Genomic DNA, 23,493 nt, shown 5'->3' with positions numbered 1-23,493 from the left:
TCATAGATAATTTCTTTTATTTCTTTCTTGAACATCCCCCTGGTAATTAACAGGTAGTTGTGTAGTTTTAGCTAAATAAAAAGCAAGGTCTATAGCGTCTTCCCAAGTGGTTCGTTTATCCATCACAAATCCCTTACCTGCATGCACGAGAGAGATGGCATATCCCGGATTCAGATCTTCAATACGAATCTCATCGTTCATACGAATACCTCCTGATGTATGACTCTCACACTTCCAAACTCAGTCTGATAATCTCAGAGCCTGTCAGATGGACGTTCAATTTCCACGTATGCGGGAAGCATTCGCATCGAATCGGCAGCGATTCTCCCGATTCGGTCTCTGCAACCAGAAGGCTATTTGAATTATTCGATCTGACGAACACAGTAAGTTCTGTGTCTCCGCTACCTTGAACCGTCAACTTAGCTCCCTGTTCGTCTTCACGCAAATCAATGACGTCCGTTTCATTGTCAGCTGTCATTATTCCCACATTTGTTGACAAGGTGATCATATGCATGTCATCCCGGTTGACGGACACTTCAATCTCCTGATCTCCCCATAGCAAGGCTGTTCCAACAGGAGATAAGCTTTCTTCCCACCAATTGATATTAAGCGTGTAAATCACACGCAAGCCGTCTTCCCTATCATAAACCGTAAACCCGATGTCCGAGCTACCAACTATCCAGCCTCGCTCACGTTCCCTTTCTATAACGGACGCCCCAAAGCCATGCAACAACTGTTCATACCATCCCCGAACCCGCTGATCTGCAGGATACGCTTTCGCATTCACATACAGAACCTTTCCTTTTCCCAACTGATGCTCCAGAATCAACGGGTCTCCGTTGGCGCTTGCCGCTAGGACAGCGGCAGTCAATGTCTCTAATCTACCGATTTCGAGCGTTTCGCCTGTATCCAGCTTCGTGCTTTGATAGCCTGTAATCTCGGCGCCAATCAATTGCTGAATGTCTGGGGAATCAACCAGAGCTGGCGCTTCTCCATAAGCATCCGAACGACTTTTGGACGCGTACAGATGCGGCAGCCCGATGAGTAGCGTTCCGCCTTCCCGCACGTACCTGATCCATTTTTGGATTTGCGCCGCATCCGCCGTATTCCAGCCAAGAAAGGCCATGTACGCGTAGCTTCCAAGTATCTGATCATCCGCCTCAACGGGAACGATGTCCGCGATGCCATACGGTGTACCGGTATAGTAGCCGACCGGTTCAGAGGGGCACGGATGTCTGTAAATTGGCGAAAGAACCGACCGTGGATAAAAGACATTTAATAGATCCCAGCTTTCTTCCGGAGCGGAAAACGCCCATTCATCCCCCTGTTGGGCCCATACATTCCTGCGACCAAAACACGTCCACCCGTCATTCTGTCCATGCAAAAACGCCATCGGCCCGTGCAGCCTGCCCCTCCGGGTATGCGTACGAACAAACCTGTAGAAATTCCGCTGTTCGTCCGTATGACGGCGACAAGCCACGCTGAACCTCTCCAGATCGGCAAAACGCTCTTCCAGTCTCCATAGGCCTTCTTCCGTATTGATCTGATCGACTCCGTGCATGTAACACAAATATAAAGCAAGCCGATACCGCCGATAACGTTGTTCAGTATCGTGTGGCGTCGTTGACCATTGTACTGCCAGATGCGCGCCGAAACTGTCACGACCGTATGCACGAGATGCCCCTCGAAGCGCTGAAATAATGACTTCATGCGGACCGTACATCAATTCCGCTCCTTGCCAAGAAATCCCGGCCTGGTATAAATATTTGAACAAGACGGAAGGTCCTGTGTGCCTCGACGCGTAGTGCGGAACGAGCCCGACGTTCTTGACGAACTGTTGAGCAGCCTGTTCCATGTCCATCGCCGCCCGCGGATCCAAATTATAGTAAATGCCATGCGATGTTCGCACAGGCGTTTGGAATACGACATTCCCTTCCAAGCGCGACATTCTGTTCAGCAAGTCGCTATATAGCTCCCGTTCGGCGCCAGAACGTGCCCCCCAGTAACTAGAAAATCCATCTCGTTCATGCGCTTGACTTCCCAGATAGTTAGGACCGTCTAGCGTCTTTCTGTCCGGATTAACACCGCATCCAGACAACTCTCTGCTTTCGACGATCAGGGCGTATTGCAGGCCAAGTTTTTCGCATAGTTCCTTCGTTTGCTTCCAATCCCGCTCTCTGAGTGATCTCGTACCCGACCACCGGTAGACAGGACGGAATGTGGTCATGTTGCCGATCTGTTGGTTCATATACCAAGTAAGGAAATATGCCATTTCGTGGGTATCCGTTTCGATGTAAACGGGGTCGGATGTTCCGGTCAGCACATGATCGTCGTCTCGTTCGACGGCACGTTCCACTGTATCACTCCACGTACCGTATTCGGTGCACAGCTCGATCGTCGCTCTTCCTCCGGTACGTTCCGCGAAAAAGCGGATCTCGTTAAGTCCTTGGCATTCCGTTATAAACTCGCTTTGTTCTGGCTGGATGTGCGATCCACCGCTCACCGAAACTTGAACCTTGATACCCGGCTGCCCCGCTTGAACCCATACGCCAAAAGCTTCGCCGGCGGTTACGATGTCCGGGCATGACACAATACCGAAATCACCAGGCCGACTGACAAATTCGACCGATCTCAGCTTGTAGGGAAGCGGTTCCCGATAGTCGGATTCAAGTGTGATCGTCATGTCATGATCCCCCGAATGAAGGACGCCATGAGGAATATCGAACTCGGACACCGGCCAGCGGTAATCCCGTTGAAAACATTCTCCCTCACATACAGTCTGTCCATTGATATTCACGCGGAACTTCGCCCATTCTTTTTTGGACAAGTTCCGTCCCACCCAGGAAAAAGAAGTGGAAAACGGCACGGAAGGCGCAAACGGGGGAAGCAGATTGAGGGATCCCTCCGCTTTCAGGCATGGATCTTCCAACCAGACGTTTCCAGAATAGTGGCTTCCGGTAACGTGTACGAGCAAGCAGGCGAGCTTGCCTTCGACCGGGATTACGACGCTTTTTTGCTCCCAACCGCACGTGCCTGCACCAATGTCGATCCGATAAATCGCATCCGGTGTTTCGGAAATATCCCGTGGATGCTTCCCTTCCTTTAGATAAAACACTTCCGCCACCATCTCGAGTGATCCACCCGGCAACAGCTCCACTTGTTCTTTTTTGCACCAAACCGACATCCCTAACGATTTAACTCCGGCATTCCTTACTTCTGGGAATTCACCTTCGACCTCGTTCCAGACTACTTTGGTGTAAGCTTCCCGTGGATAATCCTCACCTGTACTTCTCAAGTCCAGACTGAATCGGCTATGGTGGGTGACAGGTTCGCACAAACTATCGTCGATCAAACGGTAAAGCGGAGGAAAGTGCTGTTCCGTCATCCAAATGGGGGGCAGATCAACTTCCCCGGTGAGCCTTAATCTGTAGTTCCGGCCATCGCTCGGGAGCCATCCGATATCGTTTCCCGAAAAGCGCAAAGAAACGCTTTCGCCAGCCCTCAGGTATCGATAGCCCTCATGCGTGATTCCATCTCCAGAGAAGCACCCCTCCGGCAAGTGATACAACCGCTCAAAGCCGTAATCACTATGGCCTACTTCTTCAAGAGATCTTACATTCTTTTCTATAGATGGGTTCATTGGTTATCTCTCCAATCACTATCTAGCTTTTTATAGAATGCATCTAAATTAATAGATTCGCCATTATTTAATCGGGATTTTTCCGCTGCAAACGCCATCAGATGACTGCGTACCGAAGCGGCTGCGGATGTAAGGCTCTCACTGCCATTGTAGTCGCGTACTTCCTTCAGGAAGCTACGGACAATGCTGCTGTCTCCGCCCCCATGCCCTGACGTCTGTTTTGGGATTTGAATCTCGATGTTTTCATGAGTAAGGAAATCCATAACCGTAATTTTGTCTTCTTCGCCGCGAATCTCACCCTTTGTACCCATAATCTGAATGCGCCGTTCCTGGTGTCGAGTGAATCCGCACATACTGAATGTTGCCGTGGCGCCGCCCGCGAATTCCATGTTGACGACTTGATGGTCCACTACATTGTTATCACTCTTGTAGACACAGCGACCGTAATCCGTTTCCTTCAAGCCCTTCACAATGTTTTCCCGCGTAAGCTCTTCGGTAAAATGCCGCGCCCAAGCTTTCCCTTCGCCAAAGTAAAAGCGTGGCGCCGAATATGGGCACGTTCCTTCCACTGCACAGCTGATGCAAGTATCCGAAGAGCCCTCTGGCGCGTTGCCGGAATGGAAATGCTTCAGAGAGCCGTAGGAGCTGACGCGCAGGCAAGATTGATCCATCAGCCAAGATAAGACATCCATATCGTGACACGATTTGGCTAGAATCATTGGGCTTGACTTGTCAGAGTTGTTCCAATTCCCCCGTACAAAGCTATGTGCCATATGCCAGTAACCGACGTTTTCGTTCAGCTGAATGGAAACAACCTCACCGATACGGCCTTCTGTAAGAAGGCGCTTAATTGCCGACCAGAACGGCGTGTACCTGAGCACGTGACAGATCGTAAGCAGCCGTCCGTTCGCTTTGGAGGCCAATTCCATCTGGATACATTCCACAGGATCTGGAGACATCGGTTTCTCAAGCAAAACATGATATTTGTTCTTTAACGCTTTTAACGTTGGCTCATAATGCATCCGATCCTGTGTAGAGATGATTGCCATATCGGCCAGCTGCGGCTCTTCGAGAATTTGCTCCCAAGACGTATATTGACGCTCCGCCGGAATGCCGTGCTGCTCCGCGAATTTGGCCAACCGTTCCGGATTCGTTTCGGCCACAGAAACGAATTTCAATTCATGCGGATAATCCAGCGCATACTGTGCATACGCAGCTCCTCTGGCTCCTGCACCTATCATAATTGCTGTTAGCTGTTTCATTAGACATTCTCCTATTTATACTTTCGAATTTCCCGGACCATGTGTCCGTTTTCGTTCACCAGTACAATTCCCAATTTTTATAAACCCTTACAAGCGCTTCAAAGTAAAAATAGTCCCCCCAAATGCAGCATTCATCGATACCGTTGCCAGGGAACGGCTTGCCGTAAACGCCATGCAGCAATATACCATTGGAACACGGATCAGTCTTGGCCGTATACCCGTCAGCCAATGATTTCAGGATAAGCAGCGAGGCATTTTCGTAAGTGCGCTTGTTTATGTTCGACAAGGGTAAATGCTTGGCAAGCTCCAGCATACCGCATGCGGCGATAGCCGCCGCAGAGCTGTCTTTCTCTTCGTCACCCTCGGTGAAAATTAAATCCCAGTAGGCCACGTAATCGTCCGGAAGTCTGTTCAAAAAGTAATTCGTCACTTTTTGCCCCATGTCGAGCAATCCGGAATCCCCTGAGTAAATGTAGCTGAGTGGAAAACCGTACATCGCCCAAGCCTGCCCGCGCGACCAGCATGAATCATCGGAGTATCCTTGCGCTGTCTTACCGTATTTCGGTTCACCCGACTCCACATCCATGTAGAACGTGTGGTAGCTGGATGCGTCGTCTCTGATCAAATAAGCGGCGGCCTGCTTGACGTGATTTTCCGCAGCGCTATAATATTTCCGTTCACCGGTCATTTCGGAAGCCCAGTATAACAGCGGCAAATTCATGCAGCAGTCGATGATCATGCGACCGCGCTGGGTTGGGTTGTCCAGATTTCCCCAAGCCTGGATGATTCCCGCTTTCTCGAAATACCGCTCAAGAAGCAAATCAGCTGCTTGGAGTGCCGTTCTTTTCGCTTCCTCGTTACCGGTTAGCTTGTAGGCGGAAACACAAGAGAGCGTATAGAGGAATCCCAGATCATGAGTGGCTGTATGTTTTTTATCCTCTAACCGTTTCCGGTAGCTTTCCAACTGCCCTTCAGCTGTTAACCGATATTTCATATCTCCTGTAACTTCATAAGCCAGCCACAGCATCCCCGTCCAAAATCCTGGGGTCCATTCCATATTGTCCCATGGTTCGTATACGTTGTTTATGCTGGACGGCGACGGAAACTTGTCTGTAAACGTCTCCAGATTCCGATCGATTTGCGATAACACGTATTGAATCGCGTCTTCGCAAAAAGATTTAGTCAGAATAGTAGCTTCGTCATATTTCCTCATATCTCGTATTCCTTCGTCTTTAACCCTTAACATAAGAGCTCTCCTCCGAAATTCAACTAAAACTCTATACGAGTTTGCGAGATTAACACTAACCCACATAGCTTTCAAGTATTTGATCATCCCATGCAAAAAACGCCATCGGCCCGTGCAGGCTTCCAGACGTTTATGTATGCTATTGGGATTTAAGCCCTAAACAATGGGAACCCCTTCCTTTACTCCTTGATCGCCCCGATCATGACGCCTTGGACGAAATACTTTTGCAAAAACGGATATAGACAGAGGATCGGTAACGTCGAGACGATAATCGTCGCGTATTTGATGGTTTCTCCAATGGCATATTTGTCATCGCTTGCAGAACCTGCCGATAATGAATCGGTGTTATTCGAGATCAAAATATCGCGGAGCACGAGTTGGAGCGGATACATTTCGGTGTTCCGCAAATAAACCAGTGCGCTGAAATAGGAATTCCAATGTCCGACCGCATACCATAAAATCATGACAGCAATGACCGGCATCGACAGCGGAATAATGATGCGAAACAAAATCGTCCAATCGTTTGCTCCGTCCATTCTTGCCGATTCCTCTAAACTAACTGGAATGCCCTGGAATGCGGTGCGCATGATGATCATGTTAAATGTATTGATCGCGCCGGGTATGAGAAGCGCCCACATTGTGTTCATCATGCCAAGCTTGTCCACGAGTAGGTAACTCGGAATTAAACCGCCCTGGAACACCATCGTTATAACAATAAAAAACATGATGATATTTTTGAAATATAAATTCGGTCTGGACAACACGTAAGCGCCGATCGACGTCATGAAGAGATTGATTGCCGTACCGAGCACCACGTACAGCAGCGTGTTCTGGTACCCTTTCGCGATCATCGGGTTATTGAATACGGCTTTGTAGGCGTCAAGATCGAAGCCTGCCGGACGGAGCATCAGCCCGCGATGCTGCAGCAATGAGGTTGCATCGCTGAGAGAGGCGAACAGCACGTACAAGAACGGGTATAAGGTGACGGTGCAAAGGCCGATCATCAACAGCGTATTGAAGTAGCTGAACGTTCGTTCCCCAATCGTTAGTTTCATGTGCTTATTTCCTTTCTAATCACTTAAAGATGAATATATACCTACCACAGCTTGTTCTCGCTGAGCCGCTTGCTGATGCTGTTGGCGGCTACGATCAGAATCAAGCTGACAACGGAGTTGAAAAGCCCGACGGCCGCAGTAAAGCTATAGCTCGCTTCCAATACCCCTTTGCGGTAAACATAGGTCGAAATGACATCCGCTGTTTCATAAGTGAGAGGATTGTACAAGAGAAGCACCTTTTCACTGCCAACCGACAGCATATTGCCCATTTGCAAAATAAACAAAATGACGATCGTGGGCATGAGACCGGGAATCGTGATGTGCAGCGTCTGCTTCCAGCGGTTAGCCCCGTCCATACGGGCGGCCTCGTACAGCGTCGGATCTATGGTTGCCAATGTCGCCAAATAAATGATCGAACCCCAGCCGATTCCTTGCCATATGCCAGAGGAAACAAACAAGAAGCGGAACCAGCCCTGTTCCTTAATGAAGTCAATCGGTTCGATGCCGAATGAGCCAATGATTTGGTTAATGAGACCGGTGCGGCCCAAAAAGTCGATCATCAAACCCGCAACAACGACGATCGAAACAAAATGCGGCAAATAGGAGATGGACTGTACGACCCGTTTAAATATACTATTGCGAATCTCGTTGAGCAGCAGTGCCAAGATGATTGCAGCAGGAAATCCAAATATAAGATCGTATATACTAATCAAAACGGTGTTCTTGATCAACCGCCAGAAGTAAATTCCGTTGAAGAAGCTTTCAAAATGTTTGAAGCCGATCCATGGACTCCCCCAAACTCCTTTCACAGGAGAAAAGTCTTTAAAGGCAATTAGCAAACCGTACATCGGTCCGTAATGGAAGATGAGGTAGTAAGCGATAACTGGCAAAGCCATTAAATAAATGGCCCAATGACGCTTCAAATCGGCACGAATAGTTTGCCAGACGGTCGGATTTCGATAAATTTTGGTTGAGGTTCTGCTTGCCTGAACGGTTCCGGTATTTTGCGTCATCGTCTCTCCTTACCTTTCTTTATAGATACGATATAAGATCTGGGAGATGAACCTATCTCATCTCCCAGTCCAAACTCTCGATTAACGCTTGTTGAAGCGTTCAAGAGCCGCTTGTTGAATTTTGATTCCATCCTCGATACCCATGCTCTGAATCTTATTGACGTATTTATCAAAGTTATCAATCGGCTCCACGCCCATGATGAACTTAAGAAACATTTCGTCTTGATACGTCTGAATATCCGTCATGATCGAAGCGAATTTGCTGCTCTCTTCCTGCGTTGGCGTAACGAGCGGCATTTTGCGCTCGGCTGTCGGTTTGGACCAAATTTCCAAAGCACTCCTCTGCTGTGGAAGTGCGAGATATTGCAATTGGAAATTGTCACTGAGCACGAATGGTGCGCTCCAGCCCGCCCGGACGTACTTCGCTACCGATTGCGAGAGGGGAACTCCAGCCGGAGGGTTTAAAACTTCTGGCATGAATACAGCTTTACCATTCTCCGACTTGTAACTAACACCTTCTACGCCGTAGTTGAATAAACTATTACCTTTTTCGCCGTAAGCGTAATCGAGCCATTTGACTGTTTCAATGGGGTTTTTGTTGCTTGTCGTGATTACGGCTCCGACGCCGTTAGTAGCAAAGTCTCTTTGCCCCCAAATCGCTTTGTCCCCAGCTTTCAATACCGGATATGGAGCAGCGACAAGTTGGAAGTTCGGGTCTTTCTCCTTCATGAGGCCAGCGAACTTGCCTATGCCTCCTCCGACGAAATTTGCGGATGCACCCAAGAGGTTCGTCGTCATTTTGTTATCGAACAATTTATCGTTCGGAGCTGGGAAATCCCTGTCAAGCAGACCTTCCTTATACCATTTGTTCATCGTTGTCAGGAATTCCTTATACTCCGGCTGAATTGGGCCGTATTTAACTTTGCCACCGTCTTGATAATAGCTGTAATTGATTCCCCATGCGCCAAGGAATGGAGCATCGGATTTGAACAACTCCTTATCAAGGTAAATTGGGATTTCGTCCGCTTTGCCGTTGCCGTTCGGATCTTTTTCTTTAAACGCTTTCAACACGGTATACCATTCGTCGATCGTCGTCGGCATTTTCAGCCCGAGCTTGTCTAACCAATCTTGACGGATCGTCGGTCCAAAGAACACTCTGACCTTGTCATCACCACGAATAAACGGAAACATGTACATGCTGCCTTCGTCCGTCGTGACTTGCTTTTTCCAGTCTGGGTGTGCGTCCAACAGTTTTTTCAGATTCGGTGCATACTTATCGATCAAATCGTTCAGCTTTATAATTTTGGCGTCTTTAATCGCTCTTTCAGGTCCTCCCGGATAGTACGACGTCCCTGCAGTCCAGTTCGTTTCGAGAACGTCCGGCAGTTGACTTGAGGCAAGCATCAGGTTGAACTGTTCTTTGGCCTGCTGGACTTCAAGCGGTGGATGCTGGAATTCGACCTTCACGCCGGTTATTTTTTCAAGCTCTTTGTACATTCCCATTTCAGCGTAGGTTTTCATTTGTGATGAGGCTGCAGTGTTGTTAGCTACCCAGTAGGTCAGATTCGTCAGCTTCGGCGGCTGCGATTCTTTATTTGACTGCGGTGACGCTGATGGCGTCTCCGCCCCATTTTGCTTGCTGCAAGCCGCAACCGAAATCGTGAGCGCGGAAATCAGTATGATGGAACCTACTTGTTTCAATTTTTTCTTCATCGTTTTTGCCTCCCTTTTAATTGTCAACCGTTTGCTGCTGTTTAAAACCAAGCTATTGTTTTCCTAGCTTCTGGTTCCTAGTGTAGCCTCACGAAGCCGAAAATGAATAGGCTCTTTATTTCATTTCCTGTGTATTTTCGTAAGAAATGCAGGATAGAAGTAAAGAAATCACTAGATATTAAAAATCGTCAGTATATACGTCCATAATGAAATATGGGCAGCCCGCGAAGAGGCTGCCCTTTTATATGTCTGAACCTGTTTTGGCTGGCATCATCGTTTCACGGTATTTGCCCGGCGTAATGCCCTCCAGCTTTTTGAAGGCGCGGATGAATACGACATAATTATTATACCCGAGCTTTTCCGCGATTTGCGCAATGGTCAGATCCTTGCTTCCCAGCAGTTGTTTGGCGATTTCGATCCTCTTATGCGTCACATAATCTAACAGATTTTTCCCCTGATTTTTTTTGAAGAAAGTAGAAATATATTGCGGAGTCATCCCGAAATGATCCGCGATATGCGCTAGTCCGAGGTTCGGATCATCGATACTCTGGTCAATCAGGGTAATAATCTCCTGCAGCAGTTGCGTATTGTGATCGGATCGGTCCACATTGAACGTACGGGTAAGTGTGTCATACAGCTCCTTCGTTTTCAGGTGCATATCTTGCGCCGTCGGATAGCTGAAAACCGCTTTGATCGGATCGAAGTCCGCTCCAAGCACTTCCTCCTGGTTCATTTTCGTGGAGTTAAGGATTTTTAAAAACGTGCTCGTTACGTTAAAGAACAGGCATTTCCCAAGCTCCGGCGTCATGTGGCTTGAATCGAAATTCATGGAATAAATCTTATCGAGCAGTTTCTCAACATTGTCGGTGTCGCCGCTCCGAACGAAATTGGTGAGCTGTATTTCGATTTCAAGCGAATAATAGTAGTGCTGCTTGGCATCGATAATATCTTCGAAATGGATAATGGCATTTTTCCCCACAATGAGTCGATATTCTAGAGCCGCCAGCGCTTCCGGGTAAGAATTGCGAATCGCTTTGGGACCCTGGTGAATCCCTCCGGTCGCCACTGTCATGTCGATTTTGAACCTTTGCGAGATGACGTTGTAGAGTGACTGAGCGATTTCCCGAATATCAGTTTCGGCGAATTGATCTCGACCCGCCTCCAGGTTGACAAGAAATACGAGCCGATCACGGTCAAGCTCGACTGAGAATCCCTTATGATTAAGCTCAATCAAATCAATGCCGATATTCGACACAATAAACCTTACACACGCCCATTCCTGTTCGGATTCTTCTTTGGTAAAGCCATGAATGTCCTCGATCTTGACAAGGAGGATGGCAAAACGATCGCTTACAAACGCTAGCTCCATATAGCTGAGCGTATCTTCGCTTTCCGCAGAAACGTCAACGTCCATATAGCCCTGTAAAAGACGGGATAAGTAGTTGGCCCGGATGAAAGGGATTTGCTGCGCCAAAGTGATTCGCAAGTTTTTCTCTTCGTGGATTGAGCCTTCGATCGTTTGCCGGATAAACTCATATTCGTTAGAGGATGGACGCTTGATCATGTCTTTTCCGTGCATAATCGCATTCACTGTTTTTTGGAGAGGCTTATAATTCCGGTATGCCCCGACAATTACAGCAAACAACCCGGCAATCAAACAGAGGACGAATAGCCCAATCGACCATTTTTTAATTTGATTGACCTGCTGCATAAAAACGTCGTTTGGCGTTATGGAAACATATTTCCAGCCCGCTTTTTGCGAAGCCGTAAACGACACCATTTGATCAGCTCCAGCAAACCGATATTCGAAAGGAACCGTGCTTTTTTCCATGCGACTTAGTAAATCGGACGGAAACGGCGTTTCACTGGTACCCATGATCGTTTTCCCTGTATCATCAATGATGTAAATGATGCTATGGCTTGCAGATTCAAGATTGGCGAACATTTGTTTAATCTGTTCGACGTCAATTAACACGATAAAACAGCCTAAATTGTCAGATTGCGAAAGGACGGGCAGCGATTGCATATAGGTAATAACTTCTTTTGGCATATATTCGATGTTTGTATTCGGATCGACACTAGTGGAAAGTGAAGCAACAGGTAAGTAGGACATCTTATGCTCTTGTTTCAATAGCATTCGCCAATGATCATACGACATGTTTTTCATGGCGTAATAGGTGGAATAAAACGTCCGCGAATCAGTCAACAAATCGGCCTTAACAATCGTATCGCTGCTTGCGAAATAAACGTAATAATCAAAGATAAAACTGCTGGTCATACTCCCATACCTGCTCATCTTATCTCGCATGAATTCAACGAACCCGTATCTATCAACATCGTTAGCATTGGCAGGGATTTTGAGCAAATAATCCAGCTTTGGGTCGAGCGTAACCTGGCGCATTAAACTATCCACTTCTGACAATTTATTGTCCAGCGACATCTTCAACTGCTCGAGCATCGCCGCATTGGAGCGATTCGTGCTCTTCTCGAGACTTTGTTCCACTTTGGAATATAAAAACAGCCCCATTGCAAGCGGTATCAGAAGTATGAACAAATTGGTGGCGATCATCGTCGAAAGTGCGCTTTTTCGACTGTTGATCAGACGTAAAATCAGAGGCATTTTCAAAACAAGACACACTCATTTCTCAGATTTATTTTTTATTAAATATTGTAACCTACCAATTGAAGAAGTCTATATGATCGGGCAATTAAATCCTCGTTATAGTCGGATAGAAAATAAGGTGTTTTCAGTAACTGCAGCAGATTATTCTGATTCGTCTACTGTTTATTATCGACATTAACGAAAGCAGATTTCAGAAAATTGGCTTTATTCACTTCAGCTATATACTCTAACCGACAACACCTGTCGCATGCAAGGCTTAATTTTCGAATGAAATATACTATTATAATAATTAACTATTCTCCATAAATTCAAAAAAAGAGAATGCTCCCGCGTCTGCGCTGGGCAACATCCTCCAAATACTATTACCAATTATAAATTTATACACATACGCGTTTAGGACTATCCCCCGACCGATTCCGTTCGGATTCGGAGGATAGCCCTCGCAGATGGTTCACCTATAGACTTATTTACTGCTGAAATACAACCGTCGGATTGGTAGATGTATCAGTCACGCTTTCCTTGTGTGCCCCCCCGTAGGAGATCCCGAACGTATAAGAGCCGGGCAGCAGCTCCTTGCTTACCTCACCGCCGCTCGTGCTTCCGATAGTCCGCCAACTGCCTGCATAATAGGAGGCAACACCACCATTAAGCGGATTACCTTGACTGTCCTTCAGCTGCACCTTGACGTTCACCGTCTGGAAGCCGATGACAGCGTTCGTCGACGTATCCTGCATCTTCTCCTTGTATGTGCCTTCGTATGTCATCGCAAATGTGTAGGACCCAGACAGCAGCTCCTTGCTAATCTCGCCGCTGCTTGTGCTTCCGATCGTCCGCCAACTGCCCGCATAATAGGAGGCCGCACCACCGTCAAGTGGATTACCTTGACTGTCCTTCAACTGAAGCTTGACGTTCACCGTCTGGAAGCCGACGACGGCGTTCGTTGACGTATCTTGCACCTTCTCCTTGTACGTGCCTTCGTATTTCATTGCAAATGTGTAGGACCCGGGCAGCAGTTCCTTGCTGGCCACTCCGCCGCTCGTGCTGCCGATCGTCCGCCAGCTGCCGGCATAATAAGTGCCCGCACCGCCGTCAAGCGGATTCCCTTGGCTGTCCTTCAGCTGCACCTTGACGTTCACCGTCTGGAAGCCGACAACGGCGTTGGTACCGGTATTTTGCACTTTCTCGCTGCGTGTCCCTTCATACGTCAACGCGAATGTATAGGACTTTTTCGGCAGCGATTTGCTTACCGATCCGGAAGCGTCTGTGATGCCGAAATCTTTCCAGCCGCCGTCATAATACATCACGTTGCCGCCGCTAAGCGGATTGCCGTTGCTGTCTTTGAGCTGCACCTTGACTGCGTTCGTCGCGAGCGTAAAGCCTAACAGCTGAGGAAGCTCGACATTTCCCGCTTTGTCTGTAGACTTGTAGAGCAGGTTATAGGAGCCGTTTGTGTCGAACGTAACGGGCGCCGTATACAGCTGCCAGGAAGTCCCGTTGTCTAGGCTGATCTCGGTTTTGGCCACACCCGATAAGCTGTCGTAAGTGACCAAGGTGACCGTGACCGGATTCACGTATGTGCCGTTCGGGCCGTCTGGTGCTGCCGGCGCTGCGGTAGCTGTCGTCACAGGCGGCGTTGTATCGATCGTTACAGGCGGCTGCGTATCGATCGTTACCTTACTTTGGCCCTTAACGCCGGAATTGTCAGTCGCTTGAGCGACTACAGTTACGACTCCGTTTTTATGAGCGGTGAGAAGACCGCTCGCATCAATAGTCGCCGCATCGGTAGTCGTCCCATTGTCGCCATATACAGCCCATGTAACCGCCTTGTTGGCGGCGTTATTCGGCTGCACAGCAGCGGTCATTTGCAGCGTTCCGTTCACCTGGTTGATTAAAGTTTTTCCGTTCTCGCCGCTAACTGCAATGGAACGGACGAGAACATCATCAACCTTATAGACATTAATTTCTGCTGCTGAGGCGTAGTCGTTCACTCCCGCGATCGCCTCCAGCTTGATATAAGCTGCTGAAACCGGAGCAAATACCGCTTGCTTCAAGGTCGCATTCGCATTCCACGTTCCGCTTGCTACCTTGGTATAGTTCACATTATCCGTACTCGTATAAATATTGTAGGACGTAATGATGCCGTTCGTTTGTCCATCTTGTCTGGGCAAGTAGCTCAGCTGCGTGACTTTGGAAGTTCCGCCCAAACTCAACGTGATGCTCTGAGGCATCGGATCGACATGGCGCCAACGGATATGCCAAAACGTATTTGTAATGCCGTCTAATACGTTTGCTGCGGCATTATTGGCACTAATAGTTTCTTGACTCGTCGCCGTTGCCGTCATTTGTGAATGTGGAATCTCGACCGGCTCAGGAAGCTCGTCCGACGGCGTCGGCGTTATCGGCGTAGAGCCCGATGGTGCGCCCAGGTTTCTTAACGTCACATTATCGATGGAAACGTTCGTCCTCTTTTTGACGTAGAATCCGGTGCGTCCAGCTGTTGTTTTTAGCCCCGAAATATCGCCGTCATAGAGCAATACTTGATCAACCTGGAGCTTATAACGGCTGCCCGTATACGTCAATTTCACCAAATGTGGGATGCCTTGGGTCAGATGAATGCCGTTGTTTTCTCCCGGAGGGGGATCGTTTAATGTTCCCGTGTGCCCTTGCGGATCCATATAGAACCAACCGCCTGCAGCCGTATCATAATAGATTTTGGTATAGCTGTCCGGCCCGGTGTAACGGATGACGGCACCCGCTGTATTGCCGGATTGCGGCGTGATCGTGAACGTCATTTCGCCGTCTGCGATATCTGGCGTATTCTGATCAAGCGCTATCGTACTGTACTGACTCGTATTCAAGGATAGCTGCTGGTTCAACACCTGGAGCTGCCCATCGCCGTATCCGGCGATCCATCCGCCCAACTGTCCGTCGTCGAACGTCTGATCCGCTGTCTCGACCGGCGTCACTGTGCCTGCATCCACGGTAAAGTCATCGATGAGGAGCTCCTGATTGCTATCCAAGCTCAATCCGCCGGATTTTTTGGTAATGCGGAAGCTGTAATCATCTGCACTGCCCGTCGTAAACGTCTTGCTGTAGAAGTATTTACCAACGTCGAGTGTATCGCTCCACTGATCAACGGCGCTCGATCCGTAGCCGCTGGTTAACGCAAAGCTGTAGCTGTTCGCATACTGCACTTTGTACGGGAAGCTTACCGTGTAGATCGTATTCGGCAGCAATTTAAGATTCGTTGGAATCGTGCGAACGATTTCACCAGAGGCGTTATTGCCAGCTGTCAATTTAAACGAATAGTTTCCGCCCAGCGTATTGTAAGTGTATCCTGCATGCAATCTCGCGATTTGATGAGTCCCGCTCATATAGACGAACGGCGTGAGACTTTCCTGGTTGCTTTCGAAATCTTCGAAGAAGTAATGACTGCCTTGCGGTGCCTTATTTACAAGCTCGACCACACGAATATCGTCCAAATCCGCTTCCGCTGTTGTCGATCCGGCAACCGCGTTCGCTTTCATGTAGAAGGTTGCGCTTGTAGAACCGGCCGGTACGGTAAAATTGACCAAGATCCGCTGCATATAGCTATTTCCGGACCAACCTCGGGGCGTATTGTATTCTTTGTTCGGAATGTTCGACTTGGTGAGCGTATTGGTCATTTCCGCACCGCCATAGTCCTTCACTCCGATCGTCAGCGTCCGACCGTTCTTGACCTCCGCATATACGGATGCCTGGTACGTTTTGCCCGACGTTAAACCGGTTAGCGTCTGGGCAATGGTTGCATCGGTGCCGTTGTTCCCTTTCACCTGCAGGTACGTTCCCCCGCCTACATCCGTCTGGATGGACACATGACTTGTGCTGCCGCCGGTTGAAGTGACGTTCCAATTATTCAGCATGCGGCTGTCGAAACCGGGATCCTTGACCAGACCGCCGTAACCGAAATTGAATTGGGATGCCGGGGTGATCGCATCCGCTTGACCGCCCTTATAGACAACATAAGGCGTATTCGCGATCGCGTTGATGGTGATCTGACCGGAGGTCACCGGCAAGTTCGTCACCAATACTTTACCGATATCCGTAAGCTTATACAGATCCACAGTCGTTACGCCTGCCCAACTAGCAGGAAGTGCCCACGTCGTATTACCGCCAACAGAGTTCCAGTGGTACAATTTGGTCTCTGTTTGTGGATCCCATGGAAGCAAATATTGAGTCAGCTGAGGCGTCACAGTCTTACCGTGATAATTTGCATCGGTGGTTGGTACGATTTTCTTTTTAAACTCTTTTTGGTACGTTGCGATCAATGCTCCATTCTTCCTCAATTCAACTTTAGGATTGTTGGTAACATTCGTCCCGTCATTCGTTACCGTGCCCGGAGTCACGACTTGACCGGTCAAACCTCCTTGGAAGGTAACACTTGTCGATTGATTCAACGTCTGATCGATGTTCATCTTCATAATTTCGTGATTCTGCATGTATTTATAGAGCAAGTTATTCGTAAAGAAGATTTTCATCTGATCCTGGACAGTTAAGTTACTATCTCCCTGATCTTCGCCTCCATCGTCTCCATATGACATGGAGCCTGCATGACGGCTGCCAAGCAAAATCGGATCGTACATGAATTCATCGGTCACATGGTTTCTGATGAACCTTTCCACCTTGCTTTCGTTCTGTACAACGTGATTCCAAATGCTGTAGCGGTCGAGTGCGCCACTGAATTCCGTGCCGATCATAAAGCCGTTTTTGTTCAATTCGTGCGCCAGCTTCCACTGAGCGTAACCATTACCGGTATACACATCGAGGTACGTCCATTTCAAGTCGGGTACGTTCTGGCGAATTTCAGCGATTCTGGCAGCCAAACCGGTTGGCCCGTTATCGATCGCATCATCCCAGCGCTTTATGTTCTCTATAGGGGCAATACCTTTCCAGTCTAATGTCCCTTGAGACTTATCTGGGCTGTAGTAATCCGCTGCGCGATTTAGTTCTTTATGATTGATATGGATGCCTACATATGCATTTAACTTGAGTGCTTCCGTCGCTAATATGTTCAGATCCGTCTGTCCGCCAGCTTTTGAGTCGAAATTCCTACCATAATCCGGCTGAAGATTATTCCCTTCCATCTGGCCTTTAGCCTCAAAGAGCTGTCCAAAGCCGTCCGAATACAGATAAAATTTCTTCAGATTATCAAGCACACGCAGGAATGGCCATTGCGTCAGCATTCTGGTGTGGGAAATGTGCGGCGACACTTTCGGGATGATGTCGGAGCCGTAAGGAAGCGTCATAATTTTCCGATAGCCGATACCGCCATCCTGCCAGTTCACGACTCCGTCCGAATTCGCATCGGCGTTAATAGCAACCTTCACGTAGGGGAGCTCAACGGTGTCTTGCTTGCTGCCGTAAATTTCCCGGTATGTCCAAGGATGGCTCCAAACGCCCAGTTTCTTATAGCCGTTTTTTGCCACAGTCTGGTAAACGTAATGTTTCTCGTACTCATTGTATGTCGGGCTGATTTTTTGGTCTTCAGGCACGAATTCGAATGCGTTGCTGTAGACCGATGCCGCAAGCTCATTCGTATTCAGGATCACATACGATTTCCCGACCGGGGCGGTATCCAGCGCTTTGTTCGCAAGCAGATTGTATTCTTCCTTCGAGCTGTTCCATGACCGCACGTCGACGCCCGTTTCCTGCGCGCCTGCTTGCGTATCACGGACGGAGATCAGACTTTGGTTCGGAATTTCAACTGTTCGGACCAGCGTGGAACCGCTTTCTGAAATGTTCGTCACTTTGAAGCTGAGCACATTATCGACAACCTCAATCTCGACGGTTAGCACAACATTAATGCTAGCGAAAGTAAGGGTATAGTTTGCCTTATTAGCAGCTATTTTCGAGAACTGTACCGCTGGCGTATAAGAAACGCCATTGATGTTTACCGTAGAAAGAGCGTCCTCTTGACCGTACATGATTTTTCCGTTGCTCAGCCATTCGTATTGAATGACCCTTGGAAATTGGTCGTCAATCGTAACTTGCATGTCGGCGGATTGAACTGTAGCCGAAGCAGCATGAGCTGTAGGAATGCCTAAATCCACCGTCTGTGCGGCCATGAGGAGTGTCGCGAATAATGCAGCGAACTTGGTAAAACGGAAAGATTGCTTAGTTTTCAATACTTTTACATCTCCTTTTTTTTATAAATCGGAATGACTAAATAACTCGTCTGGTACCGTCCGGAAATACATCACCCCCTTTACAAAAAAATTCGGGTCGTAGCCGAAATCAACACTTCTCATGAAATTCGACCTTCACGCCGGTTACTTTCTCCAGTTCTTTGTACACGCCCATTTTTGCATGCGTTTTCATTTGTGAAGAGGCTGCATGTTGATTGGACACCCAATAGGTCCATTCATCAGCTGCTATTCTTTGCTTGACGACGGTGACGCTGATGACGTCTCAATTGTCAACAGTTTACTGATGGTTAAATTTTCCTGGCTTCTGGTTCCAAGTGTAGCTTCACGAAGTCGAAAATGAATAGGCTCTTTATTTCATTTCCTGTGTATTTTCGTAAGAAATGCAGGATAGAAGTAAAGAAATCACTACGACATTAAAAATCGTCAGTATACATGTCCATAAACAAATATGGGCAGCCCACTAAGAGGCTGCCCTTTTATGCGTCTAAGCCAGTTTTGGCTTGCATCATCGTTTCACGATATTTTCCCGGCGTTCGTTAAAGAAGAAGGACCGGATTGAACGATCCGCCCATCTTGGTCTCCTCATAGTTCTACGCTTGCGGCTATTTTCTCATTTCACTGAAAACGCCGAAACCCCCAGATTATTGAAAATAAATTCAGGGTAAGAAGCAAAAAATTAGACCGTCCCTCATCCCCCCAAAGACGGATAAAGTTAATACTGCAAACTCCTCTAATCCCTAAGGATCTGAAGCTAACTTAGCCAGGCGATCATCGAGAAAGATCCTGCCTGCTCGGATACGAATCCGGAAACCGGCAGGATACCCGACCCGATAGCCGAAGGTTGAAGTGATCTACTGAACAAGAAATTTAGAAATATGAATCAAAAAAAGCCCCCGTGGCCGCCACAGGTCGCTTTACGGGCTATCGCTTTATCAACTGCGATTTTCGAATCAGGATTGTTCATCCGCCATATACGCATTCCGACTAAAAAGATAAGGGCGCAGAGTAAACTACCCCGTAAGCGGTTCTTGCTCTTAGAAATAAACGCAGCCCTTAATCGAGCGGATAAATCAGCTGAACCCGAGCCGCCTCTATCCAGGCTCCCCGTTCGAAATCCCTTCCTCTTACCACTACGCGATCGCTGTAAACCTCGACGTAATAACCTTGGCTGCCCTCCTTTCGCTTGTCATTGTCCGTCCACAAATAGGCTACGGATGCCGAGTTGAACATGGGAGGCAGCGTCGTCTCACCATCGTAGAAATGACGCGCCGCCTCCATCTCCCAATGCGTGTGACCCGTGAAAAGAATGGCTTGACGGCAATGCTTCGACAGGACGGTTTTAAGCTCCGCGTCCTGCGTCACTCCGTTCCATTTCTGCGCTTCGAGCGAACCGGACACCGTATTCAGGAGCGGCTGATGTAGAAATACGAAAGCCGGCCGATCCGCTGACGCCCCTTCCTCCAGTTTGGCATCCAGCCATTCCAACTGCTCGTCAGATAACGAGCAATAACATTCCAGTCCCACTTCGGTACCCAGGAAAATGAAATGGTAGCCGTCGATCCAATGATCGTGAAAGGCTCCTCCCATTCCGGTCGCGTTAAGAAATTGAGACAGGCGGGACTCCCACTCACCCAGTCCGACATCATGATTGCCCATCGTGAGGTACAGCTTGGGCAGCCCCTTCTTGTTCTCGTTCCAAATTCGGCAAAACTCCTCGTATTCGCCCGGAAATCCGTGATCAGTAACGTCCCCGGCATGCATGATCCCGCGACTATCGGGGGCGTTCTCGGCAATGTCCTTAAGCGCCCGCTCCATGCGGTGATTGTAAGAGTGCTCCGGATCGGAGTTAATATGAGTATCTGTAATGACCTGGAAAGAGAGAAGTGGTTTTTCCGAACGCTCGTTTTTCTCATTAGTTCGCATATTCCTCATGGCCTCCTTGGGCTAATTTCCATTATTGCTTATTTTCAAGCCGATGACTCCTATCCATAGCCGTAAAACCCCCGCAGCGTAGATACGGAGGTAAAGGATGTACTTTCAAACATGTTGCTATATTGAATTCTTGTCCTAGATCGCTATTATCCTTAATATTGACGAATAAATTCGATGGCCTTCATCATTTCATGCTCCGGTTTTTCGTCAACTTCCCTCTTTACGGGTGATGGCTTGCCGGTATTCACTTGGATTCATGCCGACAATCCGTTTAAATATTTTATTGAAATGCCGGTAATTTTCCAGTCCAACCCGCTCGGCGATTTCGTTTGTTCGAAGATTCGTGGTGGATATCATCTGCTTTGCTTTGTTGATCCGCAGCTCCATGATATATTGGGTGAACGTCCGGCCAGTCGTTTTTTTGAACATGGAGCTGAAATAAGGCATGCTGTAGCCGGCTTGCGCTGCCACTTGTTCCATTCGATAAGCCTTGCTCAAATCAGCTTGCAGCTGCCGGATGACATTTTCCATGACGCTGTTCGGATGAACGTGGATGGCGTGTCCGCTAATGGACGAGTGCTCATCCATATTGGCGGCATCATAACCGCGACCGTTCAGCTTCGGTATCAGCTGCTTAAGCGTGTCGGCAAGCAGCGAATCGTACGCCAGGCAGTCTTCCTTCAACAAATACGACGAAGCGCCCAGCTCGATCGCCTTCTGCGCGTAGTGAAAGTCTCTATGGCAGCTTAAAATGACCATAAGCGGCATCTCCCGCTCCAGTTTGGCCAGCTCCACCATCATTTCGATTCCACCCATAACCGGCATCGTGAGATCCGTGACCAGAAAATGGGGTTTGTACTCTATAAACAGCTGCAGCCCTTTTTCCCCGTTCGGCGCCTCCCCGACAAGCTCGAACAGACCGCTTTCCTCGGCGATCATCTGCTTATACACTTCCCGGGCCGGCTTTTCGTCTTCGACGATCAACACTTTATACGGTGCCATATAGCGAACGATCCTCCTTTTCATAGTCCAGTCTGCCGCATGGCAAGTGGATAGATACGACCGTTCCGTTCCCCGTGTTTTCGATCTGAAACTCCGCATGCTCGCTGTAGAGCAGCCTAACCCGCTCCCATACGTTTTTCACGCCAATGCTTTCACCCGGCAGACCGCGCGCCAAATCGCTGCGAAGCGCTTCCAGCCGATCCGGATCAATTCCTTTGCCGTTGTCTTCGATTTGCAGCAGAACTGTTTCTTCCGTAGTCTGGATAGCCCGGACGATGATCAATCCTTCATCGTCCTCCTTGGCCAATATACCGTGGAACAGCGAGTTTTCGATCAAAGGCTGCAGCAGCAATTTCGGAATGAGCATGTCATTCAGAGACTCTTCGATTTCCAATTGCAGGTGAATCGGGCGATCGTACCGAAGCCGAAGCATATTCACATAATCGGCGATATAATTCAGCTCGAGTGAAAGCGGAACGAGCTGCTCGTAGTTTTCCATCGAATAGCGCAGGATCGAGATCAGATTGTGCATCATCATTTTGATTTTTTTGTAATCCCTGAGCGTGGCGAACACGCTGATCGTGTTCAAAGTGTTGTACATGAAATGCGGGTTGATTTGCGACTGCAGCACGCGGATTTCATTGCGGCGCTTCAAATCCTCCGATTTTTGCAAATCCTCAACAAGCGATTGCAGGCGGAAACCCATCTTGTTCAACATAACGCCCAAATCGCCGATTTCATTGTTCGGATAATTGGTGAAATGCGTCGTGAAATCGCCCTGCTGGATAAGCCGCATATGACGTTTGAGCCGCTGCAGCGGGCTGTATAGGCTGTATCCTACTGCCAGCGAAACGATCAGACCTAGCAGCATCAGCGCGAACAGCACGACCAAGGCGGTTTTCGTTATAAAATGCGTGCTCTCCGAATACTGACTGTCCGGGATTTCAGAGATGACAATCCATTCGTGAAAATATTTCGATTGCTTCACAGATACGAGCGAGTGCCCAAGCGTGAACTGATCGCTCCGTTCCCTTTGTTGCCAGTTGTCCAGCAACTGTCCGGTATGCTTGATCAGGTCAAAGGAACCTTCACTGCTGGTCGTGGCGATCACTTTCTTGTCCGGGGATACGATATAGACCGCGCCTTGCGGTCCCAAATCGATATTTTGAATCGCTTTCTTCAGCGCATCGTTCGGCAGGGTGATCATAAAAACGCCTTTATAGCCGGTTCCATTGGAATACGGCACTTTTCGCATGAAAAAGCTGTTGTTTTGCAAAAAGGAATCTTCGGTATTCCGATCGTCAACCAGTAAAAAAGGCTTGTTCGATTGCTCGAATCGTGCAACGAGATTGGCGTAACGCGATTGCGTAAGCGGAGCAATCGGATCGAGCGAAGTGATCACTTCCCCGGACTCGACCGAATAGATTCCAATATCGTCGATGTCCCCGATTACCGCCTTGCCCGTATCCAAAACACGCTGCAGCTCCTGAATTTGCACGACATAATTGAAAAAGTTTTTTTGCGAATCCATTAAATTGATAATGCTGGGCGATATCCCGTATTGGGAGCTTACCTGCTGCATGCGCGACATCGTGATGTCGATGCGTTCCATGACTTGGTTCACGACCTGCAAATTGAGCTTCTTGACTTTGTCCATGACCGTTTGATTGGAGACGGTTACCGTCAAATAAGCGAAAATAAGCAGAGGAATGACTGAAACGAGAAATAAAATAAAGATCACTTTCACAAAAAAGCTTCTTTGTATAAAGCTTAGAAACGACGCTCTCATCCTGTCATCGCCGCCTTTCAGCTACATTATACC

General features: G+C 48.3%; 12 protein-coding genes. All 12 read right to left on the bottom strand.

Features of this window, described 5'->3' with window-relative positions; genetic code table 11:
- Positions 1 to 201, bottom strand: coding sequence for a hypothetical protein (locus tag AC58UU_RS02695; RefSeq protein WP_497312723.1), 201 nt, complete (start codon positions 199 to 201; stop codon positions 1 to 3).
- Positions 202 to 226: 25 nt separating this feature from the next.
- The gene (locus AC58UU_RS02690; protein ID WP_497312721.1) at positions 227 to 3,640 is read right to left on the bottom strand and encodes a type 1 glutamine amidotransferase family protein; all 3,414 of its coding nucleotides are present in this window, start codon (positions 3,638 to 3,640) and stop codon (positions 227 to 229) included.
- Positions 3,637 to 4,902 (bottom strand): Gfo/Idh/MocA family protein, encoded by a 1,266-nt coding sequence (locus AC58UU_RS02685; RefSeq protein WP_497312719.1) that lies wholly within the window; start codon positions 4,900 to 4,902, stop codon positions 3,637 to 3,639. The genes AC58UU_RS02690 and AC58UU_RS02685 overlap by 4 nt, the downstream gene beginning before the upstream one ends.
- Positions 4,903 to 4,957: 55 nt before the next feature.
- Complete coding sequence (locus tag AC58UU_RS02680; protein ID WP_497312717.1) at positions 4,958 to 6,148, bottom strand: glycoside hydrolase family 88 protein; 1,191 nt, start codon at positions 6,146 to 6,148, stop codon at positions 4,958 to 4,960.
- 179 nt (positions 6,149 to 6,327) lie between these two features.
- On the bottom strand, positions 6,328 to 7,203 hold the full coding sequence (locus AC58UU_RS02675; RefSeq protein ID WP_497312715.1) for a carbohydrate ABC transporter permease: 876 nt from the start codon (positions 7,201 to 7,203) through the stop codon (positions 6,328 to 6,330).
- Between the two features lie 41 nt (positions 7,204 to 7,244).
- Positions 7,245 to 8,216 (bottom strand): ABC transporter permease, encoded by a 972-nt coding sequence (locus AC58UU_RS02670; RefSeq protein WP_497312713.1) that lies wholly within the window; start codon positions 8,214 to 8,216, stop codon positions 7,245 to 7,247.
- A gap of 81 nt (positions 8,217 to 8,297) precedes the next feature.
- Positions 8,298 to 9,929 carry a type 2 periplasmic-binding domain-containing protein gene (locus AC58UU_RS02665; RefSeq protein ID WP_497312711.1) on the bottom strand — a complete coding sequence of 544 codons (1,632 nt, stop codon included), beginning with the start codon at positions 9,927 to 9,929 and terminating at the stop codon, positions 8,298 to 8,300.
- 241 nt (positions 9,930 to 10,170) lie between these two features.
- Positions 10,171 to 12,549 carry a helix-turn-helix domain-containing protein gene (locus tag AC58UU_RS02660; protein ID WP_497312709.1) on the bottom strand — a complete coding sequence of 793 codons (2,379 nt, stop codon included), beginning with the start codon at positions 12,547 to 12,549 and terminating at the stop codon, positions 10,171 to 10,173.
- 470 nt (positions 12,550 to 13,019) lie between these two features.
- Positions 13,020 to 18,716: an endo-alpha-N-acetylgalactosaminidase family protein gene (locus AC58UU_RS02655; protein ID WP_497312707.1), complete on the bottom strand. Its 5,697-nt coding sequence runs from the start codon at positions 18,714 to 18,716 to the stop codon at positions 13,020 to 13,022.
- Positions 18,717 to 19,790: 1,074 nt separating this feature from the next.
- Positions 19,791 to 20,660 (bottom strand): metallophosphoesterase family protein, encoded by an 870-nt coding sequence (locus AC58UU_RS02650; protein ID WP_497312706.1) that lies wholly within the window; start codon positions 20,658 to 20,660, stop codon positions 19,791 to 19,793.
- Between the two features lie 216 nt (positions 20,661 to 20,876).
- On the bottom strand, positions 20,877 to 21,671 hold the full coding sequence (locus AC58UU_RS02645; RefSeq protein WP_497312703.1) for a response regulator transcription factor: 795 nt from the start codon (positions 21,669 to 21,671) through the stop codon (positions 20,877 to 20,879).
- Entirely contained in the window at positions 21,658 to 23,460 is a 1,803-nt protein-coding gene (locus AC58UU_RS02640) for a cache domain-containing sensor histidine kinase (protein ID WP_497312701.1), read from the bottom strand. The genes AC58UU_RS02645 and AC58UU_RS02640 overlap by 14 nt, the downstream gene beginning before the upstream one ends.
- Positions 23,461 to 23,493: the final 33 nt, after the last annotated feature.

It is taken from the genome of Paenibacillus sp. JT22N1, from assembly GCF_059692155.1.
The sequence above is the reverse complement of the archived record's forward strand: the minus strand, read 5'-3'. Positions and strand labels throughout refer to the sequence as shown.

What these genes read in the sequence shown, in the direction of transcription:
- AC58UU_RS02695 (WP_497312723.1), bottom strand. Translation starts at nt 201, where the DNA reads ATGAACGATGAGATTCGTATTGAAGATCTGAATCCGGGATATGCCATC.
- AC58UU_RS02690 (WP_497312721.1), bottom strand. Translation starts at nt 3,640, where the DNA reads ATGAACCCATCTATAGAAAAGAATGTAAGATCTCTTGAAGAAGTAGGC.
- AC58UU_RS02685 (WP_497312719.1), bottom strand. Translation starts at nt 4,902, where the DNA reads ATGAAACAGCTAACAGCAATTATGATAGGTGCAGGAGCCAGAGGAGCT.
- AC58UU_RS02680 (WP_497312717.1), bottom strand. Translation starts at nt 6,148, where the DNA reads ATGTTAAGGGTTAAAGACGAAGGAATACGAGATATGAGGAAATATGAC.
- AC58UU_RS02675 (WP_497312715.1), bottom strand. Translation starts at nt 7,203, where the DNA reads ATGAAACTAACGATTGGGGAACGAACGTTCAGCTACTTCAATACGCTG.
- AC58UU_RS02670 (WP_497312713.1), bottom strand. Translation starts at nt 8,216, where the DNA reads ATGACGCAAAATACCGGAACCGTTCAGGCAAGCAGAACCTCAACCAAA.
- AC58UU_RS02665 (WP_497312711.1), bottom strand. Translation starts at nt 9,929, where the DNA reads ATGAAGAAAAAATTGAAACAAGTAGGTTCCATCATACTGATTTCCGCG.
- AC58UU_RS02660 (WP_497312709.1), bottom strand. Translation starts at nt 12,549, where the DNA reads ATGCCTCTGATTTTACGTCTGATCAACAGTCGAAAAAGCGCACTTTCG.
- AC58UU_RS02650 (WP_497312706.1), bottom strand. Translation starts at nt 20,660, where the DNA reads ATGCGAACTAATGAGAAAAACGAGCGTTCGGAAAAACCACTTCTCTCT.
- AC58UU_RS02645 (WP_497312703.1), bottom strand. Translation starts at nt 21,671, where the DNA reads ATGGCACCGTATAAAGTGTTGATCGTCGAAGACGAAAAGCCGGCCCGG.
- AC58UU_RS02640 (WP_497312701.1), bottom strand. Translation starts at nt 23,460, where the DNA reads ATGAGAGCGTCGTTTCTAAGCTTTATACAAAGAAGCTTTTTTGTGAAA.